The sequence below is a fragment of the Actinokineospora diospyrosa genome, assembly GCF_024171925.1.
GTDB classification, from domain to species: domain Bacteria; phylum Actinomycetota; class Actinomycetes; order Mycobacteriales; family Pseudonocardiaceae; genus Actinokineospora; species Actinokineospora diospyrosa.
The window spans coordinates 28,600-52,515 of the sequence record NZ_JAMTCO010000011.1 but is presented as its reverse complement, the minus strand read 5'-3'; the positions used below and the strand labels follow the sequence as shown (position 1 = coordinate 52,515).

Annotated in this window: 39 protein-coding genes; 29 read left to right on the top strand and 10 right to left on the bottom strand. The window is 67.7% G+C overall.

The window, feature by feature from the left end:
• Positions 1-37: 37 nt before the first annotated feature.
• From LV75_RS22545 to LV75_RS22510, 8 genes are all read right to left on the bottom strand, one after another.
• Positions 38-703, bottom strand: a complete 666-nt coding sequence (locus tag LV75_RS22545) for a hypothetical protein (protein WP_253888985.1) — start codon at positions 701-703, stop codon at positions 38-40.
• On the bottom strand, positions 700-1,290 hold the full coding sequence (locus LV75_RS35600) for an RNA polymerase sigma factor (RefSeq protein ID WP_253888984.1): 591 nt from the start codon (positions 1,288-1,290) through the stop codon (positions 700-702). Before LV75_RS35600 ends, LV75_RS22545 begins: the two co-directional genes overlap by 4 nt.
• Entirely contained in the window at positions 1,287-1,547 is a 261-nt protein-coding gene (locus LV75_RS22535) for a hypothetical protein (protein WP_253888983.1), read from the bottom strand. The genes LV75_RS35600 and LV75_RS22535 overlap by 4 nt, the downstream gene beginning before the upstream one ends.
• A gap of 101 nt (positions 1,548-1,648) precedes the next feature.
• Positions 1,649-2,383: a DUF4082 domain-containing protein gene (locus LV75_RS22530; RefSeq protein ID WP_253888982.1), complete on the bottom strand. Its 735-nt coding sequence runs from the start codon at positions 2,381-2,383 to the stop codon at positions 1,649-1,651.
• Positions 2,384-2,524: 141 nt separating this feature from the next.
• On the bottom strand, positions 2,525-3,397 hold the full coding sequence (locus tag LV75_RS22525) for a DUF4082 domain-containing protein (protein WP_253888981.1): 873 nt from the start codon (positions 3,395-3,397) through the stop codon (positions 2,525-2,527).
• Positions 3,398-3,413: 16 nt separating this feature from the next.
• Complete coding sequence (locus LV75_RS35595; protein WP_253888980.1) at positions 3,414-4,307, bottom strand: DUF4082 domain-containing protein; 894 nt, start codon at positions 4,305-4,307, stop codon at positions 3,414-3,416.
• 17 nt (positions 4,308-4,324) lie between these two features.
• A complete protein-coding gene (locus tag LV75_RS22515; RefSeq protein ID WP_253888979.1) occupies positions 4,325-5,176 on the bottom strand; it encodes a DUF4082 domain-containing protein in 852 nt (283 codons plus the stop codon).
• A gap of 249 nt (positions 5,177-5,425) precedes the next feature.
• Complete coding sequence (locus LV75_RS22510) at positions 5,426-5,626, bottom strand: hypothetical protein (protein ID WP_253888978.1); 201 nt, start codon at positions 5,624-5,626, stop codon at positions 5,426-5,428.
• A gap of 151 nt (positions 5,627-5,777) precedes the next feature.
• Between LV75_RS22510 and LV75_RS22505 the strand changes: the two genes are divergently transcribed.
• The 3 genes from LV75_RS22505 to LV75_RS22495 are packed head-to-tail and all read left to right on the top strand — an operon-like array spanning position 5,778 to position 6,968.
• Positions 5,778-6,644, top strand: a complete 867-nt coding sequence (locus LV75_RS22505) for a helix-turn-helix domain-containing protein (RefSeq protein ID WP_253888977.1) — start codon at positions 5,778-5,780, stop codon at positions 6,642-6,644.
• A gap of 13 nt (positions 6,645-6,657) precedes the next feature.
• Entirely contained in the window at positions 6,658-6,816 is a 159-nt protein-coding gene (locus LV75_RS22500; RefSeq protein ID WP_253888976.1) for a DUF397 domain-containing protein, read from the top strand.
• 2 nt (positions 6,817-6,818) lie between these two features.
• Positions 6,819-6,968, top strand: a complete 150-nt coding sequence (locus tag LV75_RS22495; RefSeq protein ID WP_253888975.1) for a DUF397 domain-containing protein — start codon at positions 6,819-6,821, stop codon at positions 6,966-6,968.
• 88 nt (positions 6,969-7,056) lie between these two features.
• Here the strand turns inward: LV75_RS22495 and LV75_RS22490 are convergent, their stop codons facing one another.
• The gene (locus tag LV75_RS22490) at positions 7,057-7,263 is read right to left on the bottom strand and encodes a hypothetical protein (RefSeq protein ID WP_253888974.1); all 207 of its coding nucleotides are present in this window, start codon (positions 7,261-7,263) and stop codon (positions 7,057-7,059) included.
• 95 nt (positions 7,264-7,358) lie between these two features.
• Between LV75_RS22490 and LV75_RS22485 the strand changes: the two genes are divergently transcribed.
• The 26 genes from LV75_RS22485 (at position 7,359) to rplO (ending at position 22,949) form a co-directional block, all read left to right on the top strand.
• Complete coding sequence (locus LV75_RS22485) at positions 7,359-7,943, top strand: hypothetical protein (protein ID WP_253888973.1); 585 nt, start codon at positions 7,359-7,361, stop codon at positions 7,941-7,943.
• A gap of 532 nt (positions 7,944-8,475) precedes the next feature.
• Complete coding sequence (gene rpsL, locus LV75_RS22480; protein WP_092777655.1) at positions 8,476-8,850, top strand: 30S ribosomal protein S12; 375 nt, start codon at positions 8,476-8,478, stop codon at positions 8,848-8,850.
• 1 nt (position 8,851) lies between these two features.
• Positions 8,852-9,322: a 30S ribosomal protein S7 gene (gene rpsG / locus LV75_RS22475; protein ID WP_026424116.1), complete on the top strand. Its 471-nt coding sequence runs from the start codon at positions 8,852-8,854 to the stop codon at positions 9,320-9,322.
• A gap of 67 nt (positions 9,323-9,389) precedes the next feature.
• Positions 9,390-11,495, top strand: coding sequence for an elongation factor G (gene fusA, locus LV75_RS22470; protein ID WP_253888972.1), 2,106 nt, complete (start codon positions 9,390-9,392; stop codon positions 11,493-11,495).
• A gap of 135 nt (positions 11,496-11,630) precedes the next feature.
• A complete protein-coding gene (gene tuf / locus LV75_RS22465; RefSeq protein WP_253888971.1) occupies positions 11,631-12,824 on the top strand; it encodes an elongation factor Tu in 1,194 nt (397 codons plus the stop codon).
• Positions 12,825-13,172: 348 nt separating this feature from the next.
• Positions 13,173-13,478 (top strand): 30S ribosomal protein S10, encoded by a 306-nt coding sequence (gene rpsJ, locus LV75_RS22460; RefSeq protein ID WP_003938093.1) that lies wholly within the window; start codon positions 13,173-13,175, stop codon positions 13,476-13,478.
• 35 nt (positions 13,479-13,513) lie between these two features.
• Complete coding sequence (rplC, locus tag LV75_RS22455; protein WP_253888970.1) at positions 13,514-14,164, top strand: 50S ribosomal protein L3; 651 nt, start codon at positions 13,514-13,516, stop codon at positions 14,162-14,164.
• A complete protein-coding gene (gene rplD / locus LV75_RS22450; RefSeq protein WP_253888969.1) occupies positions 14,164-14,856 on the top strand; it encodes a 50S ribosomal protein L4 in 693 nt (230 codons plus the stop codon). Before rplC ends, rplD begins: the two co-directional genes overlap by 1 nt.
• Positions 14,853-15,152 (top strand): 50S ribosomal protein L23, encoded by a 300-nt coding sequence (gene rplW / locus LV75_RS22445; protein WP_018682831.1) that lies wholly within the window; start codon positions 14,853-14,855, stop codon positions 15,150-15,152. Before rplD ends, rplW begins: the two co-directional genes overlap by 4 nt.
• A 14-nt stretch (positions 15,153-15,166) precedes the next feature.
• Complete coding sequence (gene rplB / locus LV75_RS22440; protein WP_092777665.1) at positions 15,167-16,003, top strand: 50S ribosomal protein L2; 837 nt, start codon at positions 15,167-15,169, stop codon at positions 16,001-16,003.
• 16 nt (positions 16,004-16,019) lie between these two features.
• Positions 16,020-16,301 carry a 30S ribosomal protein S19 gene (gene rpsS, locus LV75_RS22435; RefSeq protein ID WP_092777667.1) on the top strand — a complete coding sequence of 94 codons (282 nt, stop codon included), beginning with the start codon at positions 16,020-16,022 and terminating at the stop codon, positions 16,299-16,301.
• 50 nt (positions 16,302-16,351) lie between these two features.
• Entirely contained in the window at positions 16,352-16,777 is a 426-nt protein-coding gene (gene rplV, locus LV75_RS22430; protein ID WP_253888968.1) for a 50S ribosomal protein L22, read from the top strand.
• A complete protein-coding gene (gene rpsC / locus LV75_RS22425) occupies positions 16,777-17,601 on the top strand; it encodes a 30S ribosomal protein S3 (protein ID WP_204449053.1) in 825 nt (274 codons plus the stop codon). The genes rplV and rpsC overlap by 1 nt, the downstream gene beginning before the upstream one ends.
• A 4-nt stretch (positions 17,602-17,605) precedes the next feature.
• Positions 17,606-18,025 carry a 50S ribosomal protein L16 gene (gene rplP, locus LV75_RS22420; protein ID WP_204449052.1) on the top strand — a complete coding sequence of 140 codons (420 nt, stop codon included), beginning with the start codon at positions 17,606-17,608 and terminating at the stop codon, positions 18,023-18,025.
• Positions 18,025-18,270 carry a 50S ribosomal protein L29 gene (gene rpmC, locus LV75_RS22415; protein WP_253888967.1) on the top strand — a complete coding sequence of 82 codons (246 nt, stop codon included), beginning with the start codon at positions 18,025-18,027 and terminating at the stop codon, positions 18,268-18,270. The genes rplP and rpmC overlap by 1 nt, the downstream gene beginning before the upstream one ends.
• The gene (rpsQ, locus tag LV75_RS22410) at positions 18,267-18,560 is read left to right on the top strand and encodes a 30S ribosomal protein S17 (protein WP_253888966.1); all 294 of its coding nucleotides are present in this window, start codon (positions 18,267-18,269) and stop codon (positions 18,558-18,560) included. The genes rpmC and rpsQ overlap by 4 nt, the downstream gene beginning before the upstream one ends.
• Before the next feature lie 67 nt (positions 18,561-18,627).
• Complete coding sequence (gene rplN / locus LV75_RS22405) at positions 18,628-18,996, top strand: 50S ribosomal protein L14 (protein WP_018682823.1); 369 nt, start codon at positions 18,628-18,630, stop codon at positions 18,994-18,996.
• 1 nt (position 18,997) lies between these two features.
• Positions 18,998-19,315, top strand: coding sequence for a 50S ribosomal protein L24 (rplX, locus tag LV75_RS22400; RefSeq protein WP_253833580.1), 318 nt, complete (start codon positions 18,998-19,000; stop codon positions 19,313-19,315).
• Between the two features lie 2 nt (positions 19,316-19,317).
• Positions 19,318-19,881: a 50S ribosomal protein L5 gene (rplE, locus tag LV75_RS22395; RefSeq protein WP_253888965.1), complete on the top strand. Its 564-nt coding sequence runs from the start codon at positions 19,318-19,320 to the stop codon at positions 19,879-19,881.
• Positions 19,882-19,884: 3 nt separating this feature from the next.
• A complete protein-coding gene (locus LV75_RS22390; protein WP_035279543.1) occupies positions 19,885-20,070 on the top strand; it encodes a type Z 30S ribosomal protein S14 in 186 nt (61 codons plus the stop codon).
• A 187-nt stretch (positions 20,071-20,257) separates the two neighbouring features.
• Positions 20,258-20,656: a 30S ribosomal protein S8 gene (rpsH, locus tag LV75_RS22385; RefSeq protein WP_253833584.1), complete on the top strand. Its 399-nt coding sequence runs from the start codon at positions 20,258-20,260 to the stop codon at positions 20,654-20,656.
• Positions 20,657-20,668: 12 nt separating this feature from the next.
• Positions 20,669-21,208, top strand: coding sequence for a 50S ribosomal protein L6 (rplF, locus tag LV75_RS22380; RefSeq protein WP_253888964.1), 540 nt, complete (start codon positions 20,669-20,671; stop codon positions 21,206-21,208).
• A 2-nt stretch (positions 21,209-21,210) separates the two neighbouring features.
• Positions 21,211-21,612 (top strand): 50S ribosomal protein L18, encoded by a 402-nt coding sequence (rplR, locus tag LV75_RS22375; RefSeq protein WP_239573263.1) that lies wholly within the window; start codon positions 21,211-21,213, stop codon positions 21,610-21,612.
• 31 nt (positions 21,613-21,643) lie between these two features.
• Positions 21,644-22,309: a 30S ribosomal protein S5 gene (rpsE, locus tag LV75_RS22370; RefSeq protein WP_253888963.1), complete on the top strand. Its 666-nt coding sequence runs from the start codon at positions 21,644-21,646 to the stop codon at positions 22,307-22,309.
• Positions 22,310-22,314: 5 nt separating this feature from the next.
• A complete protein-coding gene (rpmD, locus tag LV75_RS22365; protein ID WP_204456040.1) occupies positions 22,315-22,497 on the top strand; it encodes a 50S ribosomal protein L30 in 183 nt (60 codons plus the stop codon).
• On the top strand, positions 22,494-22,949 hold the full coding sequence (gene rplO, locus LV75_RS22360; RefSeq protein ID WP_253889176.1) for a 50S ribosomal protein L15: 456 nt from the start codon (positions 22,494-22,496) through the stop codon (positions 22,947-22,949). The genes rpmD and rplO overlap by 4 nt, the downstream gene beginning before the upstream one ends.
• Before the next feature lie 59 nt (positions 22,950-23,008).
• On the opposite strand, the gene LV75_RS22355 is transcribed toward rplO, so the two are convergent.
• Entirely contained in the window at positions 23,009-23,803 is a 795-nt protein-coding gene (locus tag LV75_RS22355) for a class I SAM-dependent methyltransferase (protein WP_253888962.1), read from the bottom strand.
• Positions 23,804-23,916: the final 113 nt, after the last annotated feature.

The window sequence follows — 23,916 nt, the reverse complement described above, 5'->3', positions numbered from 1 at the left end:
AACGCCCCCAGCCACCACGGCTGGGGGCGTTCCGCTTTTAAGCGCCCGCCGCGATGTCTGGCTTTCCACGGGGGTGCTCCGCGAGAATCTTGTCGATCTTGGCCAGCCCGCGTTCGGACTTTCCGGTCACCTTGCCGATGCGGGTTGAGACCTCTTCGATCCGCCGGTTCAGCTCGGCCAGCTTGTCGCGCACTGGCCCAATGGCTTCCAGCGCCGCAAGCCTGGCGCGCACCTCGTCCAGGGTGTTGAGGACCTGCTGCTCCTCGCGCTCCCGGGTTTCGGCCGCGCGGGTGAGCGTGGAGCGCATCCGCGCGAACGCCGCCGCCTGGCTGTCTCCGGTGATGACCTCGGCCTGGGCAATCGCCCGTGCGGACTCGAAGCGGCTGGTCTCGAACGTCCATGCGGGCTTGGGGGCAGCAGGGGTGCCACGACCGCCCGTGGCCTCGATGCGCGCGTCGACCCCCGCGAGCATCAACTCCGCACCGGGGGCGTCGTTGCGGGCCGCAGTAGCCAGCCACTGCCTGGCACGGGCCAAGTCGTCCCGGGCGAGGAACTCCGCACCGAGGGCAGCCGCCTCCAAACCGAGGGCGACCCCTTCGGCGAGTTGGAGTTCAGCTCGACGCTCTTCGGCGCTCATCGCATCGATGGCCCCGGTCAGTGCGGCCATGTCGAAGGCTTTCGGAGAACGCTCGGGAGTGGTCATCGCGCCTCCTTGGGGTCTGTGCTGATGCCGAACTGGTCGCTGACGTCCCATTTCCGCAGCTTCGTGCGCGCTGCGGCGAGGTGCTTCTGGACCGTGCTGATGGACACCCCCATGATCCGGGCGGTCTCGTCCTGCTGACGTCCCTCGAGGCAGTGCAATTCGATCGCCTGCTGTTGTCGATCGGTCAACGGGATGTCCCTGGTCGCACCGACCATGCGCTGCAGCAGCCCGTCGAGCCAGTCTTCGCCGGATGGGTCAGCGAGGTCGTGCCCGTTGTTGCCGTGCTCCCACGGCGGCGCGGTGAGCGGGGAAGTGCGCTTGTGTTCGCGTATGAGGAAGCGGAAGTGGTCAGCGACCTTCTTGTTCGCGATGCCATAGAGCAGCGGGGCGGCCTCAGCCGCCTCGATCCCAGCTCGCGCTCGCCACAAGAGGATGAATGCCGTCGCAGTCTGCTGTCGCACGTCTTCGGCCCTGTGGGTGTCGTTGACCCGGTGCCTGACGTACTCGTACAGGACCGGCCACTCCTGCTTCAGGAAGGCGGCGAGCGATTCCTCGTCAGCGCCCTGGTCGGTGTGCCCGGACGTCACCGGTCCCGTGGCTCCCTCGATGCGTGCCCGCTGGTGAGGGTCACCGACCACGTGCTCCCGTCCGGCTCGACCACGTGGATCTCGGCGTCGAGGTCGTCGGCGGCGGCGATGCTGTCCACCAACGACACCATCGTTGTCCCGCGGTCGCGTCCTCGGACCGTGTGTCCCCGGCTGACCACCACCGTCTCGGCCAACCGTCTCGCACCTCGGCTGCTCGCCGCGGCACCCGCGGCTGCGGCGATCTCCTCGATCGTCATTTCCACCTACCTCGTCCAGTACCGCCTTGCGTGTACCGGGTTCATCGCTGACGGGGCCCATCACCCCCAGTAGCCCATCCGGGTGATCTAGTGGGCCGTGGCTAGCGGGTAGGCAGGAAAGTCGGGGAGACCCAGTAGTAGCTGGATTTGTAGGTCTTCGTGGGGAAGCCGCCGGTTTCGGGTTCGGGGCCTTCGTCGGCGTAGTAGTAGACGCCTGCGTCGGGGGGTGCGGTGAAGGGGGGTTGGACTATGGCGCCGCGGTGGTGGTTCTCGGTTACGGCGTACTGGCCCCAGGGGGTGAAGAAGGACGCGATGTAGGTGGCGCCCGCGGTGATGGGGACCGGGGTGGGGAAGGTGAAGGTGAAGGTGTCCGAGGTGGCCTCGGCCAGCAGGGTGCCGTCTGCGGCCCACAGGCGGACGTGCGGGGTGCCGGGGCCGATGGCGTAGTGGGTGACCTTGACGCCGGTGATGGTGCCGGGGCGGTCTACCTGGAAGCGGAGACCTAGCTCTACTGGGCGCGGGTCTGAGTCGGTGCGCAGGAACGTTGTGCTGGGGCCGAGGTTGGGCTGCTTGAACTCGCAGGGGGAGCAAGCGACGAACCCGATTGGGCCGGTGCCAACGGTGAAGTGGCGGGTAAGAGGGCGAAATGTGGTGGTGTCGTCCCGGACTCGGGTGAGGACGGTGAGGATGCCCGGGACCGTCGGGGTGTAGATGATCGCCCACTGCTCCGTGCCGGGAGCGACTTGCCAGGTAGTGCCGCCGTCGAAGGACAGGTCTACCGCGGTGATGTTGTCCCAGAGGGTGCGGTTGACGTGGCCCGCGAAGGTGATCGGCACGTTAAGAGGGACCACCCCGTTGTCGGAGGGCGTGGTGATGATTGCTCCGGGTATCGCGTGCGCTATCCCTGGCGAGACTGTTGGGAGCAGCAGGAGAGCAGACAGGATCGAGATGAGTCTGCGGAGCAAGGGGGCCTCCGGTTAGGGCTTGAACACGGGCATAACCCAGTAGTAGCTGCCTTCGTAGGTGTGTTCCGGGAAGCCACCGTCTGTCGGCGTGGGGCCTTCGTCGCCGTACCTATAGACACCCGCGTCCGGTAGGGCCGTGAAGGGGGCACGGACAGTCGCCGCGGTGAAGTGACCTTCGGAGACCGCGTAGTGGCCCCACGGGGTGTAGTACGACGCGATGTAGGTCTTGCCAGGCTCAACGGGGACCGGCTGGGCGAAGGTGAAGTCGATGGCAGACGGGTAAGACTTGGTGCCTTCCGCCAGGAGTTCACCGTCGGAGCTCCAGAGTCGGCCGACCTGGGTGCCTTCGCCGTTGTAGTGGTTGAAGCCCATGACGGCGGTGATGTGACCGGGGCGGTCCACCTGGAAGCGGGTCCCCACCTCCACCGGGCGCGCGTCGGAGTCAGAGTCGACGTAGGTGACGTCGCCGCGGGTGGGCTGCCAGAACTCGCAGCGGGTGCAGTCCAAGGCCGGGAGAGGACCCGCTCCCGCCCACAGATGACGCTGCCGGTGCGGGGTCTCCACCTCATTTCCCGCCCAAGCGCGGGAAATGACGACCAACGGCCCCGGCGTGGTCACCGTCTTCACCAGGCTCCACGTGCCCGTACCGTCCGCCAACTCCCAGGTGTCTCCGCCATCGAACGAGACCTCCACCGAGGTGATGGCCTGAGGATTGCTGCCGGTGTACCCAGCCCCGCCCGCGAACACCACCGGTACGTCAAGAGGCACGACGTTGCTCTCTAGCGGGGACTGCACAAACGAGTCGGGGTGCCCGGCAACGACATCTGCGCTCGCCGCGACCGGCACGAGCAAGAGAACCGATACGAGCGCGACCAGTTTGCGCAACAAAGCCCCTCCAGGCCTAAGAGGTGAAAACGGGGACCACCGAGTAGCTGCTCCCACGGTAGGTCTGTGTGGGAACACCCTCCGAGCCCTCGTCTGTGTACCTGTACACCCCAGCATTCTCGTTGATGATGAAGGGAGACTGAACGACAGAAGCCGTGAAGTAGCCCTCGACCACGGGGTAGTGACCCCACGGGACAACGTAAGAGGCCACGTACGTCTTGCCAGGCTCTACCGCCACCGGAGGATCGAAGACGAACTCCGAGGTCCGTGGGGACCCCTCTGGCGCCTCTCCAAGCAGCTCGCCGTCGGTGTTCCAAAGCCGGGCTGTCCGGGTGCCTTCGCCCTCGGAGTAGTTGTTGCCACCCCAGATGCTCTGGATGTGACCAGCCCGGTCGACCTCGAACCGCACGCCGAGCTCCACCGGCCGCGGATCGGGGTCTATGTCGACGTAAGAGACGTCGGCACGGGTGGGTAGGCGTAGCGAGCACTCCGTGCAGGGCAGCGCAGGCAGCGGGCCAGAGCCGACCCAGTAGTGCGCTTGCTCCAACGGGGCGGCCTGCACCTCGGTAGCGGTAGAGGCGCGCGAGAGCACGGTGACCGGGCCAGGACTGGTAAAGGTGTGAATAAGACTCCAGGTCGTCGCTGAGTAGCGCTTGCCCACCACAGCGCCAACCCAGGTCTGCCCGCCGTCGAACGATAGGTCTACCGCCGTGATCGGCTGCTCCGGCGCACCTGACCAGACGGAGTGTCGCGCGGTCCCCGCGAGGAGCACTGGGCTGCCAAGAGGCAGCACGTTGTCCGGCCCGGGGGAGTCGATCCACGACAAGACCCGGTCGGGAGGTACGGCAGCGGAAGCGGTGAGCGGCACGAGTAGCACGACGGCGATCAGCGCGACGAGCCTGCGGAACACGAGTTGTCTCCTCCGGTTCACGAGGTGAACACGGGCGACACCCAGTAGTTCCCGCCGTTGTAGGTGGACCGCGGGAACGCTCCGGGTGCGCCGAAGATGCCGGGGGCCGAGTGCGGGAACGGCTCGTAGTTGTCGTAGTGCGCGACGATCGGCGGGATGCCGACGCGCTGGGTGAAGTAGCCCGAGGTGGCGTAGTAGACCCCGTTGGGTGAGGTGTAACTGACCACATAAGCAGCATAGGGATCTACAGCGACCGGGGTGGCGAAGTTAAGACGGGGATAACTCCCGTGCTCCGTAGTTGTCGCGAGTAGGGATCCCTTGGCGCTCCACAGATGCGCGGTAAGCCCCTCAGTCCAAGGCAGGTCTGCCGCGAGCTGAACACCGGTAATGCTGCCGGGGCGATCGACGAAGAATCGCAGCCCGAGCTCTAGAGGTGTGCGCTCGTTGTAGAGCCTGCCCGCGCCCGGCGGTTCAAACACGCAAGGACACATTGCCGTGGGCCGCTGGCTTTCACCGACTCGAAGATTCAGCACCTCAGCCGTGGTCGTCTGCCTGCTGTCGAGCACAACCCGCGCGAAGACGACCAGCGGTCCTACTTGCGGCGCGGTGGGGGTGAAGGTGTATTCCCAGTCGGTCTGGCCCGCGCCCGCGACGATGACGAAGTGGTTCTGGTCGTGCAGCGCGATCTCGGTGTACTTGACGCCATCGCCCGGGAGGCCGAGGGAGTGACCGCGCAGCGTGATCGACTGGTCGACCGGCACCAGCGCGTTGTCGACGGGGAGGTCGACCCAGACTCGGGGGCTCTCGGCGGTGGCCGTGCCCGGGGTGAGCAGCAGGATGGCGAAGATGAGCGCGACCAGACGGCGCACGGTGCCTCCCTCGGTGGAAACGTTGCGCGCCAACGTAACCGAGCCGGTGGAGGACCGGACGCGGCCAAGCGGGTGACTAGCGCCGCACGGGTCATGACCACTGCGACGAGCGGCGGCCGACACCCCGAGTGGGCGGCTCGGCCCAGCTCGGGGGGCCGGGCGGGGGGCGGCCGAATGCGTTCACCCGGCCGTCCGCACCGGACACGTGCCCCGCGTGTCGACACCACCCGGGGACCGTGTCCGCCCCGGCTACCTGCCTGCCAGCGCCTCGGTGGCGACCGAGACCAGGCGGCGCAGGCCCTCGGTCCGGTAGACCATCTCGACCCCGTCCCTGCCGTCGCCGAGCACGATGACGATCGAGTCGTCGCCGTTGTCGTAGCTGCGCATGGCGCAGTCGGCGGAGACCTCGAGCCCGGTGCTCACCCGGACCTCGGTGTTGGTCGCGTACATCGGAAGTTCCTCCTCGTCGCTGCTGTTGCGTGCCCGGTCAGGGTATAGCTATCAACTCAGCTCGATCTATAACACTATCGGGTGATATCGCTGAGGGTGACGAATGCGGCACACTGGGCTGCCTCAACGACCAACCGGGAGAGCGAAGATCGTGGAACGTGTTGACCCCTCGGCGCTGCGCTGGCTGATCGGTGTCGAGCTGACCAACTACCGCAAGCAGGCGGGCGCGTCGCAGGCGGAGGTCGGCAAGGCCTTGAAGATATCGGGCGGAATGGTCGCCCACTTCGAAGTCGGACGGCATTTGCCCTCACCGCAACAGATAGACGTGATGCTCACCCACTACGGCGCCCCGCGCTACGACATCGACCGGCTGAGCTACCTCGCAGGTCGGGCCGATAAAAGCAGCTGGCTGGCGCGCTGGAACGACGTCATCCCGGACTGGCTGCGCACCTACATCGGCCTGGAGGGATTGGCCTCCCACGTTGTCACCTACGCACCATTGGTGCTCAATGCGCTGACGCAGACACGGGAGTACTCGGCAGGCGTGACAGCGCCAAGTTCAAGGGTGCGGCCAGACCAGGAAGAACGCTTGGTGAATCTGCGGATGGAGCGCCAAGAGCGCGTGTTGGCCGATGAGAATCCTTTGCACCTAACGATGATCCTCGAGGAGTCGGTGCTTTCTCGGCCTATAGGCGGCCTGGAAGTGATGCGCGGTCAGTTGCGGCACCTGCTCGAACTGGGCGAGCGCGACAACATTGAGATTCGCGTGCTGCCAACGGCAATCGGCCGCCACGACGGTCTCGAGGGGCAGTTCAGCTTGCTCCACTTCCGCGACGCGGAGGACAACCTCCAGGCGCAGTCGGTTGTCTACGTCGAGATCCCGGATGACGCGATCTACATCCAGGAGCAGCGGCAGGTGTCCCAGTACACTCGTAACGCGGACCAGCTCACCGAGGTGGCTCTCTCACCGGCAGAGTCCGCCACCGCGATCCGAACCCGGCTGGCCGCGTTCGAGTGATCCGGAGGCCCCTGTGCAGAACCCCACCTGGCGCAAGTCCACCCGCAGCAGCAACGGCAGCAACTGCGTCGAGGTCCGCAGCGACCTCTCCGCGGTCCGGGATTCCAAGAACCCCGGCGGTCCCGCGCTGCCCGTGGACATCCAGTCCCTGGTCCGCCACCTGAAGGGGTAGTCATGACTTGGCGCAAGTCCACCCGCAGCAACAACGGCACCGACTGCGTCGAGGTCCGCAGCGACCTTGCCGCTGTGCGGGATTCCAAGAACCCCACGGGCGCCGCGATCTCCATCGACGTCCGCGACCTGGTCCGCCACCTCAAGGGCTGACCCCCGGCGCCCCTGGCCCCCGATCCCGGGTCAGGGGCGCCACCCGCCAGATACCGTGATCAGGTGCCCGGCGGCTGGCAGACCGTTGCTATAGCGGCAACACAATCCCCGGAAACCGCCCCTCCGTATCGCAGTGCAAACACGGCCGCCCGTTGTCCAACGTCTTCGCGACCCCGCCCACCACCGCGAACTTCGGATCGGCGATCAGCCCACCACCCCCGCACAGGTGGCACACCGTGTGCACCTCATCCGGCACATCCTGCCCATCCTCAAACTCATCCTCGTCGTCATCCACCGCCCCATCACAGCGCGAATCCCCGCTGTCCGCCATCCCCGATACGCTTTCCGCTACTTCATTGGCCGTCGATCGGATGTGGACGGGCAAGTTCAGTGGATTTCATCCCCCAGCGGATCGCCTACATCGACGAGACGAGCGCGAAAACGGGTGCGGGCACCCGTCTCTACGGCCTCGCCGCGGTGCTCACCCAAGCCCGGGACCACCCGGTGATCGAGGCCGAGCTGACCGCCGCGCTGACTCCCGGGCGCGACTACCTGCACCACTACGACGAGACGCCGGTCCGGCGGGCGGCCATCGCGAAGGTCATCGCGAACCTCCCCCTCGACGGGGCCATCCTGTGCACCGAGGTGGCGTCGAGCCAGCAGCAGGAGCGGGCGCGGGTCCGACTGCTCGCGCACCTGCTGCCCCGGCTGCAATACGACGAGGGGGTCGAACAGGTCTTCCTGGAGAGCCGCTCCGGCGCCGACCGGCACGACCGCAGGACCCGCGAGCGGCTCCGCTCGTCCCGGCGCATCTCCACCGACTTCCGCGTCGACCACGTCGGCAAGTCGGCGACGCCGCTGATCTGGTTGCCGGACTTCGTCGCGGGCGCTTACATCGCCGCCGCGTTCCACGCGGAGGGCGAGCCGTGGGGGATGATCTGCGCGAGCCACCTGGTCGACGTGACCCGGCTCTGAACAGCGCGAAACCCGGGGTCCCACGACGACGCGGGCACGTTCCCGGGTTCACTTCTGCCGCATCCGCGGACCGGCAGCTAGGGCTAAGGTTAGCCCGGTCGCACCGGATCTTCAAACGGAGTTGGCCGCGCCGCCGCGCTGACTGAGAGCGACACCACACCACCGGGTGCTTTCGAACACTCCTTCGAGTGGACCAGCCGCGCGCCCGCTTGGGTACCCCCGTTTTGACCTCCCCGTCACGACCAAGGTATCTTTGCTACTCGTGCCCGACCCATGTCGGGTCGGTCCGTGTGCCTGTGCCGTGCGGTCCGCTGTGGCGACGCCGGTCACCCGGATGTCGTTTGGTGGACTCCTGCCAGACACGCCGGAGTTCCTCCCGAACCCCGCTGGGATGGTTTTCTTCCCGTGCGGGAGCCGCGAGAGCGGGCGACACGCCCGACCTCGGGGGGCGGGCGGAGTAGCAGGAACCGCAAGTACACAGTGCCTTCGGCACCCCGCGCGGGTGTCGAGAGTGATCAGAGAAAGCCGGTCTATGCCCACGATCCAGCAGCTGGTCCGCAAGGGCCGCCAGGACAAGGTCGCCAAGCAGAAGACTGCGGCTCTCAAGGGGAGCCCGCAGCGGCGTGGCGTGTGCACCCGCGTGTACACCACCACCCCGAAGAAGCCGAACTCCGCGCTCCGCAAGGTCGCCCGCGTGAAGCTGACCAGCGGTATCGAGGTCACGGCGTACATCCCGGGCGAGGGGCACAACCTGCAGGAGCACTCGATGGTGCTCGTCCGCGGCGGCCGTGTGAAGGACCTCCCGGGTGTTCGGTACAAGATCATCCGCGGCTCGCTGGACACGCAGGGCGTGAAGAACCGCAAGCAGGCGCGCAGCCTCTACGGCGCGAAGAAGGAGAAGAGCTGACATGCCCCGTAAGGGACCGGCCCCGAAGCGGCCGCTGATCTCCGACCCGGTGTACAGCTCGCCGCTGGTCACCCAGCTCATCAACAAGGTGCTCAAGGACGGCAAGCGCTCGGTCGCCGAGCGCATCGTCTACGGCGCCCTGGAAGGTGCCCGCGACAAGACCGGCACCGACCCGGTCGTCACCCTCAAGCGCGCCCTGGACAACGTGAAGCCGACCCTGGAGGTCAAGAGCCGCCGCGTCGGTGGTGCGACCTACCAGGTGCCGATCGAGGTCAAGCCGGGTCGTTCGACGACCCTCGCGCTGCGCTGGTTGGTGTCCTTCTCGCAGGCCCGCCGTGAGAAGACCATGATCGAGCGGCTGATGAACGAGCTCCTCGACGCCTCCAACGGTCTTGGCGCCAGCGTCAAGCGCCGCGAGGACACGCACAAGATGGCCGAGTCCAACAAGGCCTTCGCCCACTACCGCTGGTGATCACGGGCGTCCGCCATCCCGGTGGACGCCTCAGCGGCGCCGTAGCTCAAGGACAGGGGAAGAACCCGTGGCACTCGACGTGCTGACCGACCTCGCCAAGGTCCGCAACATCGGGATCATGGCCCACATCGACGCGGGCAAGACCACGACGACCGAGCGGATCCTCTTCTACACGGGGATCAGCTACAAGATCGGCGAGGTGCACGACGGCGCCGCGGTCATGGACTGGATGGAGCAGGAGCAGGAGCGGGGTATCACCATCACCTCCGCCGCCACCACCTGCTACTGGAAAGACCACCAGATCAACATCATCGACACCCCCGGGCACGTCGACTTCACCGTCGAGGTGGAGCGGTCGCTGCGGGTGCTCGACGGCGCGGTCGCGGTGTTCGACGGCAAGGAGGGGGTCGAGCCCCAGTCCGAGCAGGTGTGGCGCCAGGCGTCCAAGTACGACGTGCCGCGCATCTGCTTCGTGAACAAGATGGACAAGCTCGGCGCGGACTTCTACTTCACCGTGCGCACCATCTCCGAGCGCCTGGGCGCCAAGCCGCTGCCGATCCAGCTCCCGATCGGGTCGGAGGGCGACTTCATCGGCGTCATCGACCTGGTCGAGATGCGGGCGCTCACCTGGCGCGGCGAGGTCAAGAAGGGCGAGGACTACGCCATCGAGGAGATCCCGGCGGATCTGCTCGAGAAGGCGCAGGAGTACCGCGAGAAGCTGCTCGAGGCCGTCGCCGACGTCGACGACGACCTGGCCGAGCTCTACCTCGGTGGCGAGGAGCTGACCGTCGAGCAGATCAAGTCGGGTATCCGCAAGATCGTCACCGACGGTTCGGCGTACCCGGTGCTCTGCGGCTCGGCGTTCAAGAACAAGGGCGTGCAGCCCATGCTCGACGCCGTGATCGACTACCTGCCCTCGCCCCTGGACGTCCCCGACGTCGAGGGCACGCTGCAGGACGGCGAGACCAAGGTGACCCGCAAGCCCAGCGTCGACGAGCCGTTCGCCGGGCTGGCCTTCAAGATCGCCGCGCACCCGTTCTTCGGCAAGCTGACCTACGTCCGCGTCTACTCGGGACGGGTCGCCTCCGGTGCCCAGGTCATCAACTCGACCAAGGACCGCAAGGAGCGCATCGGGAAGCTCTTCCAGATGCACGCCAACAAGGAGCAGCCGGTCGACGAGGCCATCGCCGGGCACATCTACGCCGTCATCGGGCTCAAGGACACCACCACCGGTGAGACCCTGTCCGACCCGGCGAACCCGATCGTGCTCGAGTCGATGACCTTCCCGGACCCGGTCATCCAGGTCGCCATCGAGCCCAAGACCAAGGCCGACCAGGAGAAGCTGGGCACCGCGATCCAGAAGCTGGCCGAGGAGGACCCCACCTTCAAGGTCAGCCTGGACGAGGAGACCGGCCAGACGATCATCGCTGGCATGGGCGAGCTCCACCTGGACATCCTGGTGGACCGCATGCGCCGCGAGTTCAAGGTCGAGGCCAACATCGGCAAGCCGCAGGTGGCCTACCGCGAGACCATCCGCAAGACGGTCGAGAAGCTGGACTACACCCACAAGAAGCAGACCGGTGGGTCGGGCCAGTTCGCGAAGGTCGTCATCAAGCTCGAGCCGCTGGACACCACGACCAGCGACGGCGCGCTCTACGAGTTCGCCAACGCGGTCACCGGTGGTCGCGTCCCGCGCGAGTACATCCCCTCGGTCGACGCCGGTGCGCAGGACGCCATGCAGTACGGTGTTCTCGCCGGTTACCCGCTCGTGGGGCTGAAGCTGACGCTGCTCGACGGTGCCTACCACGAGGTGGACTCCTCCGAGATGGCGTTCAAGGTCGCCGGTTCCATGGCGATGAAGGAAGCGGCCCGCAAGGCCGGTCCGGTGATCCTGGAACCGATGATGGCGGTCGAGGTGACCACGCCCGAGGACTACATGGGCGATGTCATCGGCGACCTCAACTCCCGCCGCGGCCAGATCCAGGCCATGGAGGAGCGCAGTGGTGCTCGCGTCGTCAAGGCGCTCGTGCCGCTGTCTGAGATGTTCGGGTACGTGGGCGACCTGCGGTCCAAGACCCAGGGCCGAGCCAACTACTCGATGGTGTTCGACTCCTACGCCGAGGTTCCCGCGAACGTGGCGAAGGAAATCATCGCCAAGGCGACGGGGGAGTAATCCCCTACCCCGCGTAAGCGGGGGCCACCACGGCCCCCGCGGCCCGCACAGACCCAGATAGCCGCTCCCGGGTCGGGCAGATAATGTCCGGCCCGGAAGTGGAACAAAGCGAATCCAGTCCAGGAGGACAGTCCAGTGGCGAAGGCCAAGTTCGAGCGGACCAAGCCGCACGTCAACATCGGCACCATTGGTCACATCGACCATGGCAAGACCACGCTGACCGCGGCCATCTCGAAGGTCCTGCACGACAAGTACCCCGACCTGAACCCCTTCACGCCGTTCGACGAGATCGACAAGGCGCCGGAGGAGAAGCAGCGCGGCATCACCATTTCCATCGCGCACATCGAGTACCAGACGGAGAAGCGCCACTACGCGCACGTCGACTGCCCCGGTCACGCGGACTACGTGAAGAACATGATCACCGGTGCGGCGCAGATGGACGGCGCCATCCTGGTGGTCGCCGCGACCGACGGCCCGATGCCGCAGACCCGTGAGCACGTGCTGCTGGCCCGCCAGGTCGGCGTGCCCTACATCGTGGTCGCCCTGAACAAGGCCGACATGGTGGACGACGAGGAGATCCTGGAGCTCGTCGAGCTCGAGGTCCGCGAGCTGCTGTCCGCTCAGGACTTCCCGGGCGACGACCTCCCGGTCGTGCGCGTCTCCGCGCTCAAGGCCCTCGAGGGCGACGCCGAGTGGGGCGCCCGCCTGATCGAGCTCATGGACGCTGTCGACGAGAGCATCCCGGAGCCCGAGCGCGACGTCGTCAAGCCCTTCCTCATGCCCGTTGAGGATGTCTTCACGATCACCGGCCGCGGCACCGTCGCGACCGGCCGGATCGAGCGCGGCATCATCAACGTCAACGAGGAGGTCGAGATCGTCGGCATCCGCGAGAAGGCGCAGAAGTCCACCGTCACCGGTGTCGAGATGTTCCGCAAGCTGCTCGACCAGGGCCAGGCGGGCGACAACGTCGGCCTCCTGCTGCGCGGCATCAAGCGCGAGGACATCGAGCGCGGCCAGGTCATCGTGAAGCCGGGCACCACGACCCCGCACACCGACTTCGAGGCCCAGGTCGTCATCCTGAGCAAGGACGAGGGCGGTCGGCACACCCCGTTCTTCAACAACTACCGCCCGCAGTTCTACTTCCGCACCACCGACGTGACCGGTGTGGTGACCCTCCCCGAGGGCACCGAGATGGTCATGCCCGGTGACAACACCGGCATGACGGTCGCGCTGATCCAGCCGATCGCCATGGACGAGGGCCTGCGGTTCGCGATCCGCGAGGGTGGCCGCACCGTCGGCGCCGGTCGGGTCGTCAAGATCATCAAGTAGTCCCCTCGGGGGGTCGGACCAGCCGGTTCGACCCCCCGATTTGGATCGCCACACCCGCGTGTGGCATCCTTCATGGGTTGCTCGTCGCGGGGCGGCCGGTGCTGTGGTGTTCCACCGCACGAACCGGCCGCCTCCGCGTGAGAGCCGGGGTCTGAAGACCCCTCTAGACGACAGATGCTCGGCTTGCCCAAGGATTTCGTCCAAGGGACCGCCATGCGAAACGGGCGCGACACGCCCGACCGCGTGGACCGGGAGCCGCGGGATCGCAGCATGTGAACAGGGAAGCGGCGCGGTTCGGCCTGACAGGTCTGCCGACATCGCAACGAACTAGAGGAACGGCAAGCCACCATGGCGGGACAGAAGATCCGCATCCGGCTCAAGGCCTACGACCACGAGGCGATCGACGCGTCCGCGCGAAAGATCGTGGAGACCGTGACGCGCACTGGCGCGCGGGTCGTGGGGCCAGTGCCGCTGCCCACGGAGAAGAACGTCTACTGCGTCATCCGCTCGCCGCACAAGTACAAGGACTCGCGCGAGCACTTCGAGATGCGCACGCACAAGCGTCTCATCGACATCCTCGACCCGACCCCGAAGACGGTCGACGCGCTCATGCGCATCGATCTGCCTGCGAGTGTCGACGTCAACATCCAGTAAGCGTGCGGCGCTGAGCGGCGGAGAGAAACACAGTCATGTCTGACAGGCAGATGAAGGGAATCCTGGGCACCAAGCTCGGGATGACCCAGGTCTTCGACGAGAACAACCGGATCGTCCCGGTCACCGTCGTCAAGGCGGGACCCAACGTGGTCACGCAGGTGCGCACCCAGGACACCGACGGTTACGTCGCGGTCCAGCTCGCGTACGGCGCCATCGACCCGCGCAAGGTGAACAAGCCCGAGGGTGGGCACTTCACCAAGGCCGGAGTCACCCCGCGCCGCTTCCTCGCTGAGCTGCGCACCACCGACGCCGCGTCCTACGAGCTCGGCCAGGAGATCACCGCAGAGGTGTTCGAGGCGGGCCAGGTGGTCGACGCGACCGGTACGACCAAGGGCAAGGGCACCGCCGGTGTCATGAAGCGGCACGGCTTCAAGGGTCTGGGCGCCTCGCACGGCACCCAGCGCAAGCACCGCTCGCCGGGCTCCATCGGCGGCTGCGCGACACCCGGCCGCGTCTTCAAGGGTCTGCGCATGGCCGGCCGTATGGGCCACGTGCGCGTCACCACCCAGAACCTCACGGTGCACCAGGTGGACGCCGAGTCCGGCCTGATCCTGCTCAAGGGTGCCGTTCCCGGCCCCAAGGGCGGCTTGGTGTTCCTCAAGACTGCCGCGAAGGGCGGTGCCTGATGAGCAGCGTTGACATCAAGGCCCCGGGCGGTAAGACCGACGGCAGCGTTGAGCTGCCCGCCGAGATCTTCGACGTCCAGGCCAACGTGCCGCTGATGCACCAGGTCGTGGTGGCCCAGCTGGCCGCGGCCCGCCAGGGCACGCACTCGACCAAGACCCGTGGCGAGGTCGCTGGCGGTGGCAAGAAGCCGTACCGCCAGAAGGGCACCGGCCGGGCCCGCCAGGGCTCGACCCGCGCACCGCAGTTCGTCGGCGGTGGCGTCGTGCACGGTCCCCAGCCGCGCGACTACTCGCAGCGCACCCCCAAGAAGATGAAGGCGGCCGCCCTGCGCGGTGCCCTCTCCGACCGGGCGCGCGCGGGCCAGGTGCACGTGGTGACCGGTCTGTCCGACGGGGACACCCCCTCGACCAAGACCGCCCGCCTGCTGCTGGAGTCGATCACCAGCGCGCGCCGCGTGCTGGTCGTGCTGACCCGCGACGAGGACGTCGCCTGGGTGTCGGTGCGCAACCTGCAGCACGTGCACGTGATCGCGCCCGACCAGCTCAACACCTACGACGTGCTGGTCAACGACGACGTGGTGTTCACCAAGGCCGCCTACGACGACTTCCTGTCCCGGCCGGTCAAGGTCGGCAAGGGGCGGGCCACCTCGGCCGAGGCCGTCGCGGTTGAGAAGTCCGAGGAGGACAAGTGATCCCCGACCCACGAGACATCCTTCTCGCGCCGGTGATCTCCGAGAAGTCCTACGGGCTGCTCGAGGAGAACAAGTACACCTTCGTGGTGCACCCCGACGCCAACAAGACCGCCATCAAGATCGCGGTGGAGAAGGTGTTCGGCGTCAAGGTCGTCAGCGTCAACACGTTGAACCGCAACGGCAAGCGCAAGCGGACCCGCACCGGGTACGGCAAGCGCAAGGACACGAAGCGGGCAATCGTGACGCTGTCCGCCGAGAGCAAGCCGATCGAGATCTTCGGCGGCCCGGCCGCGTAAGGGACTGAGCAGACATGGGTATCCGCAAGTACAAGCCGACGACCCCGGGTCGTCGCGGCGCCAGTGTCTCGGACTTCGCCGAGATCACGCGGTCGACGCCGGAGAAGTCGCTGATCCGTCCGCTGCACGGACGGGGCGGTCGCAACGCGCACGGCAAGATCACCACCCGGCACAAGGGTGGCGGTCACAAGCGCGCGTACCGACTGATCGACTTCCGGCGCAACGACAAGGACGGCGTGCCCGCCAAGGTCGCGCACATCGAGTACGACCCCAACCGCACCGCGCGCATCGCGCTGCTGCACTACGCCGACGGCGAGAAGCGCTACATCATCGCGCCGAACAAGCTGTCGCAGGGCGACCCGATTGAGAACGGCCCCCGCGCCGACATCAAGCCGGGCAACAACCTGCCGCTGCGCAACATCCCGGTCGGCACCGTGATCCACGCGATCGAGCTCCGCCCCGGTGGCGGCGCGAAGATCGCGCGGTCCGCGGGCACCAGCGTGCAGCTGGTCGCCAAGGACGGTCCCTACGCGCAGCTGCGCATGCCGTCCGGCGAGATCCGCAACGTCGACGTGCGCTGCCGCGCCACCGTCGGCGAGGTCGGCAACGCCGAGCACTCCAACATCAACTGGGGCAAGGCGGGCCGCATGCGCTGGAAGGGCCGCCGCCCGACCGTCCGCGGTGTCGCGATGAACCCGGTCGACCACCCGCACGGTGGTGGTGAGGGCAAGACCTCCGGTGGTCGCCACCCGGTGAACCCGGCCGGTAAGCCCGAGGGCCGCACCCGCAGCCGCAAGAAGGCCAGCGACAAGATGATCGTCCGCCGCCGCCGTACCGGCAAGAAGCGCTGAGCAGGAGGTTAAGACAATGCCACGCAGCCTGAAGAAGGGCCCGTTCGTGGATGACCACCTGCTCAAGAAGGTGGACGTCCTCAACGAGTCCGGCAAGAAGACCGTCATCAAGACCTGGTCCCGTCGCTCCACGATCATCCCCGACATGCTCGGGCACACGATCGCGGTGCACGACGGCCGCAAGCACGTCCCGGTGTTCGTCTCCGAGGCCATGGTGGGGCACAAGCTGGGCGAGTTCGCCCCGACGCGCACCTTCAAGGGCCACATCAAGGACGACCGCAAGGCCCGTCGCCGCTAGTCGGCGGCTCGATCACCAGAGCAAGCTAGAAGAGAGCAAGGGAAGCAGCGATGAACGCCCGTAACGATGCCGAGGCGCAGGAAGAGTTTCCGCGCGCCGTGGCACGGGCTCGCTACGTTCGCGCCACGCCGATGAAGGTGCGCCGCGTCGTCGAGCTCATCAGGGGACGTAGCGCCAGCGAGGCCCTGGCCGTGCTCCGGTTCGCGCCGCAGGCAGCCAGCGACCCGGTGGCCAAGGTGCTCGCGAGCGCCGTCGCCAACGCAGAGAACAACCTCAACCTCGACCCCGACACCCTCTGGGTGGCCGTGGCGTACGTGGACGAGGGCCCGACGCTGAAGCGGTTCCGGCCGCGCGCCCAGGGGCGTGCCTACCGGATCCGCAAGCGCACGAGCCACATCACGGTCGAGGTGGAGTCGCGTCCGGTGGCCAAGCAGGCGCCCAAGCGCCGGACGAGCACGAAGGGTGGTGCCCGCTAATGGGGCAGAAGATCAACCCGCACGGCTTCCGACTCGGCATCACGACCGACTGGCGGTCGCGCTGGTACGCCGACAAGCAGTACGCGGAGTACGTCGCTGAGGACGTGAAGATCCGCAAGCTGCTGTCCAAGGGCATGGAGCGCGCTGGCATCTCCCGCGTGGAGATCGAGCGCACCCGTGACCGCGTCCGCGTCGACATCCACACCGCCCGGCCGGGCATCGTCATCGGCCGCCGCGGCGCCGAGGCCGACCGCATTCGCGGTGAGCTCGAGAAGCTCACCAAGAAGCAGGTGCAGCTCAACATCCTCGAGGTCAAGAACCCCGAGGCCGACGCCCAGCTGGTCGCCCAGGTGACCGCCGAGCAGCTGTCCAACCGCGTGTCCTTCCGGCGCGCGATGCGCAAGGCCATTCAGTCGGCCATGCGCTCGCCGCAGGTCAAGGGCATCCGGGTGCAGTGCGGTGGCCGCCTCGGTGGCGCTGAGATGTCGCGCTCGGAGCACTACCGCGAGGGTCGGGTCCCGCTGCACACGCTGCGCGCGGACATCGACTACGGCTTCTTCGAGGCCCGCACCACCTTCGGCCGCATCGGCGTCAAGGTGTGGATCTACAAGGGCGAGGTCGTCGGCGGTCGCCGCGAGTCCGACGTCCGCTCGGCCGCTCCGGACAACCGGCGCGAGCCGCGCCGCGAGCGCCCGAACCGCGCTCGCCGCTCCGGTGCCACCGGCACCACCGCTACCAGCACCGAGGCGGGCCGCGCGGCCGCCGAGGCGCAGACCAAGGTCGACGCCCCCGCGGCGGAGACCGCTTCCAACGGGGAGGGCTAGACCCATGCTGATCCCCCGCAGGGTCAAGCACCGCAAGCAGCACCACCCCAAGCGGGCGGGTGCGGCCAAGGGCGGCACCAGGGTCACCTTCGGCGAGTTCGGCATCCAGGCGCTCGAGCCCGCGTACGTGACCAACCGGCAGATCGAGTCCGCTCGTATCGCCATCAACCGGCACATCCGCCGCGGTGGCAAGGTGTGGATCAACATCTTCCCGGACCGGCCGCTGACCAAGAAGCCCGCCGAGACCCGCATGGGTTCCGGTAAGGGTTCCCCGGAGTACTGGGTGGCCAACGTCAAGCCGGGTCGCGTCGTCTTCGAGATGAGCTTCCCGAACGAGCAGGTCGCGCGCGAGGCGCTGCGTCGCGCCATCCACAAGCTCCCGATGAAGTGCCGGATCGTCACGCGTGAGGGTGGTGACTTCTGATGGCGGCTGGGACCACCGCTACGGACTTGCGCGAGCTGACCGACGAGGAGCTGGTGCTGCGTCTGCGCGAGGCGAAGGAAGAGCTGTTCAACCTCCGCTTCCAGATGGCCACCGGACAGCTGGACAACAACCGCAGGTTGCGCACCGTCCGGCACGACATCGCCCGGGTCTACACCGTGATGCGCGAGCGCGAGCTCGGCCTGTCGACGTCCCCGGACGCGTCCAGCAATGAAGGTGCCGCATGAGCGAGAACGAAACCGCAGTGACCGAGACCGAGACCGAGGCGCGCAACAACCGCAAGGTCCGCGAGGGCCTCGTGGTGTCGGACAAGATGGACAAGACCATCGTCGTCGCGCTCGAGGACCGCAAGAAGCACCCGCGCTACGCCAAGGTCCTGCGCTCCACCACCAAGGTGAAGGCGCACGACGAGGCCAACACCGCGGGTGTCGGTGACCGGGTCCTGCTGATGGAGACCCGCCCGCTGTCGGCGACCAAGCGCTGGCGGCTGGTGGAGATCCTCGAGAAGGCCAAGTAAGCACAGCTAGGCCGAGCCTGTCAGGTCGGAAATCTGGCAGGCCACGAATGGTCAGGGAGTTGAGCAAGTGATCCAGCAGGAGTCGCGGCTGCGCGTCGCCGACAACACCGGTGCGAAGGAAATCCTTTGCATCCGTGTTCTCGGTGGCTCCGGCCGCCGCTACGCGGGTATCGGCGACATCATCGTCGCCACCGTCAAGGACGCGATCCCCGGCGCCGGTGTGAAGAAGGGTGACGTCGTCAAGGCGGTCATCGTCCGCACCGTCAAGGAGCGTCGCCGTCCGGACGGTTCGTACATCCGCTTCGACGAGAACGCCGCCGTCCTCATCAAGAACGAGGGCGAGCCGCGCGGAACCCGCATCTTCGGCCCGGTCGGCCGCGAGCTGCGCGACAAGAAGTTCATGAAGATCATCTCGCTGGCTCCGGAGGTGCTCTGACATGAAGATCAAAAAGGGCGACACCGTCGTTGTCATCTCGGGCAAGGACAAGGGTGCCAAGGGCAAGGTCATCCAGGCCTACCCGACCACCAACAAGGTCCTGGTCGAGGGCGTCAACCGGATCAAGAAGCACACCCGGATCTCGCAGACCCAGCGCGGCGCGCAGTCCGGCGGCATCGTGACCCAGGAAGCCCCCATCCACGTCAGCAACGTGATGCTCGTGTCCGACGGCAAGGCCGTCCGGGTCGGCTACGCGTTCAACGACGACGGCCGCAAGGTCCGCGTGGCCCGCGGCAAGGGCAACGGGAAGGAGATCTGATCATGACTACCACTGAGAAGGTCATCCCCCGGCTCAAGACCCGCTACCGCGAGGAGATCGTCACCTCGCTGCGGGGCGAGTTCGACTACGCCAACATCATGCAGATCCCGGGCGTGGTGAAGGTCGTCGTCAACATGGGTGTCGGTGACGCCGCCCGCGACGGCAAGCTCATCGAGGGCGCCGTGCGCGACCTGGCCACCATCACCGGCCAGAAGCCCGAGGTCCGCAAGGCCCGCAAGTCCATCGCCCAGTTCAAGCTGCGCGAGGGCATGCCGATCGGTGCGCGCGTCACGCTGCGCGGCGACCGCATGTGGGAGTTCCTCGACCGCCTGCTGACCATCGCGCTGCCCCGTATCCGCGACTTCCGCGGCCTCTCGGGCAAGCAGTTCGACGGCAACGGCAACTACACGTTCGGTCTCAACGAGCAGTCCATGTTCCACGAGATCGACCCCGACTCCATCGACCGGCAGCGCGGCATGGACATCACCATCGTGACCACCGCGACCAACGACGAGGAGGGCCGGGCGCTTCTCAAGCACCTGGGCTTCCCCTTCAAGGAGCAGTGATCCATGGCTAAGAAGGCTCTGGTCGCCAAGGCAGCGCGCAAGCCGAAGTTCGCGGTTCGCGCGTACACCCGGTGCAACCGCTGCGGCCGCCCGCACTCGGTGTTCCGCAAGTTCGGCCTGTGCCGGATCTGCCTGCGGCAGATGGCACACCGCGGCGAGCTCCCCGGCGTCAGCAAGTCCAGCTGGTAGGCAGTCCCGCCTCCCCGGAATTTTGACGGGTGGTTGCCGTGGCGGCGACAGGCTCGGAGTGCGTACTCCGGGGTTGGCCGCCGTCACGGTGCCCCTGAGGCCAAGTAGCGGGACAGCTAGTTCTCCACCCCCAGTTCGCCGTAGGCCCGTCACAGGGAACCCCGGCGAGAAAGGTTGACAGGTCACCATGACGATGACCGACCCGATCGCAGACTTCTTGACGCGTCTGCGCAATGCCAACTCGGCGTACCACGACGCGGTCGTGCTGCCGCACAGCAAGCTCAAGGCGAACATCGCCGAGATCCTCAAGCGCGAGGGCTACATCGCGAGCTACCGCGACGAAGACGGCGAGAAGGGCAAGAACCTCGTCGTCGAGCTGAAGTACGGCCCGAACCGTGAGCGCAGCATCGCCGGTCTGCGTCGGGTGTCCAAGCCCGGCCTGCGGGTGTACGCGAAGTCGACCAACCTGCCCAAGGTCCTCGGCGGCCTCGGCGTGGCGATCATCTCCACGTCTGGTGGCCTGCTGACCGACCGCCAGGCTGGCAAGCAGGGCGTGGGCGGCGAAGTCCTCGCGTACGTCTGGTAAGGGGGAAACAGAATGTCTCGCATCGGAAGGCTTCCGATCCCCGTCCCAGCCGGGGTTGACGTCACCATCGAGGGACAGAGCGTCAGCGTGAAGGGCCCCAAGGGTTCCCTGTCGCTGACCGTGTCCGAGCCGATCACCGTGGAGCGCGCCGACGACGGCACGCTGCAGGTCACCCGGCCCAACGACGAGCGGCAGAACCGCGCGCTGCACGGCCTGACCCGTTCCCTGGTCAACAACGTCGTCATCGGCGTGACCGCGGGTTACGAGAAGAAGATGGAGATCCACGGCGTCGGTTACCGCGTCGTGGCGAAGGGCTCGGACCTGGAGTTCGCGCTCGGCTACAGCCACCCGGTCAAGGTCGCTGCCCCCGAGGGCATCACCTTCGCGGTGGAGAGCCCCACCAAGTTCTCCGTCTCCGGCATCGACAAGCAGCGGGTCGGCGAGGTCGCGGCCAACATTCGCAAGCTGCGCAAGCCCGACCCGTACAAGGGCAAGGGCGTGCGGTACGCGGGCGAGAAGATCCGCCGCAAGGTCGGAAAGACGGGTAAGTGATCATGAGCGACACGACTGTCACCAAGCGCAAGCCGGTGGGCAAGGACATCTCGACCCGCCGCCGCGTTGCCAAGACCCGCAGGCACTTCCGGCTCCGCAAGAAGGTCGCGGGCACCGTGGAGCGCCCCCGCCTCGTCGTGCACCGGTCCGCGCGCCACATCACCGCGCAGATCGTCGACGACCTCGCGGGCCACACCCTGGCCAGCGCCTCCAGCCTGGAGGCCGACGTCCGCGCGGTCGACGGCGACAAGAAGGCCCGCGCGGCCAAGGTGGGCGCCCTGCTCGCCGACCGCGCCAAGGCCGCTGGCATCGCCAAGGTCGTCTTCGACCGGGGCGGCAACAAGTACACCGGCCGCATCGCCTCGCTGGCCGACTCGGCCCGCGAAGCGGGGCTGGAGTTCTGATGACTGTTCTGTACAAGGGAAGGAACGCCTGATGCCGGGACGTACACGGCAGTTCGGCGGTGGCCAGGGTGGCGGCCAGGGCGGCGGTCAGGGCGGTAACGACCGCGGCGAGCGCCGTGACCGTCGCGACCGCCGTGACGGCGGCGGCCGCGGTGCCGCGGCCGAGAAGACCCCGCACCTCGAGCGGGTCGTCGCCATCAACCGGGTCGCCAAGGTTGTGAAGGGTGGTCGTCGCTTCAGCTTCACCGCCCTGGTCGTCGTCGGTGACGGCGACGGCATGGTCGGTGTCGGCTACGGCAAGGCCAAGGAGGTGCCCGCCGCGATCGCCAAGGGCGTCGAGGAGGCGAAGAAGAACTTCTTCCGCGTCCCCCGCATCGGCGGCACCATCCCGCACCCGATCCAGGGCGAGAAGGCGGCTGGCGTGGTGCTCCTGCGCCCGGCCAGTGCCGGTACCGGCGTCATCGCCGGTGGCCCGGTCCGCGCCGTCCTGGAGTGCGCGGGTGTGCACGACGTGCTGTCGAAGTCGCTGGGTAGCGACAACGCCATCAACATCGTGCACGCCACCATGGCCGCCCTGCGCGGCCTGCAGCGCCCCGAGGAGGTCGCGGCCCGCCGCGGCTTGCCGCTTGAGGACGTGGCACCCGCCGGCATGCTCCGCGCCCGCGCCGCCGCGGCCACCGCGGGTACGGGGGCGTGACGACCATGGCTCAGCTGAAGGTCACGCAGGTGCGCAGCTCCATCGGCACCAAGCGCAACCACCGTGAGTCCCTCCGCACCCTCGGCCTGCGCAAGATCCGGCAGACCACCGTGCGCGAGGACACGCCAGAGGTGCGCGGCCTCATCCACACCGTCCGCCACCTCGTCACCGTCGAGGAGGTCGACTGATGGCCATCAAGATCCACCACCTGCGGCCTGCCCCCGGCTCCAACACCGCCAAGACCCGTGTCGGTCGCGGTGAGGGCTCCAAGGGCAAGACCGCTGGCCGCGGCACCAAGGGCACCAAGGCGCGCAAGAACGTCCCCGCGCGCTTCGAGGGTGGCCAGATGCCGATCCAGATGCGGCTCCCGAAGCTCAAGGGCTTCAAGAACCGCTTCCGCGTCGAGTACCAGGTCGTCAACGTGGGTGACATCGCCACCGCGTTCCCCGACGGCGGCAAGATCGGCATCGCCGACCTGGTCGCGGCTGGTCTCGTCCGCAAGAACAACCTGGTCAAGGTCCTCGCGGACGGCGACCTGAACGGCGTCAAGCTCGACGTCACCGCCGACAAGTTCTCCGCGTCCGCCGCGGAGAAGCTCGCCTCGGCCGGTGGCACCGCCACCGCGCTCGTCAGCGCGTAAGAGCTGCTCAGACCGCGGGGCCCCGGGCGTTTGTCCGGGGCCCCGCGGTCTTTGCGCTGTCAGGCGCTCGTGTCCGTGGCGGCCGGGTGCGAGGTGACCAGGATCAGGGAGCCCGCGTAGGTGGGCTGGTTGCGCAGCTGCCCGTACTTGCGGTCCCAGGTCCCGTCGGCCAGGTCCTCCTCGAGGCGGGTCGCGAACCGGTCCGCCACGGCGCCGTCGACGAAGCTCCAGGCGGAGCAGGCCTGGCGGGCGGTGGGGTCGAGGAACTTCTCCGGGCGGCCGTAGTAGGCCTCGTTGAAGCCGTCGACGCAGTTGTTGGGGATGGGCACGAGGTCGACCCGGACGCCGCCGCCGAGCCCGCTGGCCAGGTCGGTGATCGCGGGGTAGCGGCGGGCCTCGACGTCGAGGACCTCGGGGGCGTACTCGTAGAGCCAGAAGTCGCGCACCAGGTCCGGGTCGGCGGTCAGCAGCACGACCGGGCCCCTGGTGACCCGGCGCAGCTCGGCGAGGCCACCGGCGAGGTCGCTCCACTGGTGCACGGTGAAGGTCGCCATCGCCGCGTCGAACGCGGCGTCGGGGAAGGGGAGCGCCTCGGCGGTGGCGTCGACGGCCGGTCGGCTGGCCGGGCGCAGCGCGCGCATCGACGCCGACGGCTCGACGGCCGTCACGTCCCGGTCGAGCGGTTCGTACGACCCCGCGCCCGCGCCGACGTTCAGCACCGACCGCGCGTCGCCGATGGCCGCGGTGATGGCCGCCGCGATGCGCGGGTCCGGGTTGCGGTGCCCGGTGTAGACCGTCCCGATGTCGCCGTAGTCCGCGTCGCCCGCGCTGCCGTCCGCCTTCCGAGGTGTCATGGGCCGAGGCTAGCCGGCGCCTGTGGACAACTGCCCGTGATCTTGGGGACAACTCGGCGCTCCCTGTGGACAGACCGCCGCGCCGCACTCTGGTGATTTCCCGGATTAACCCC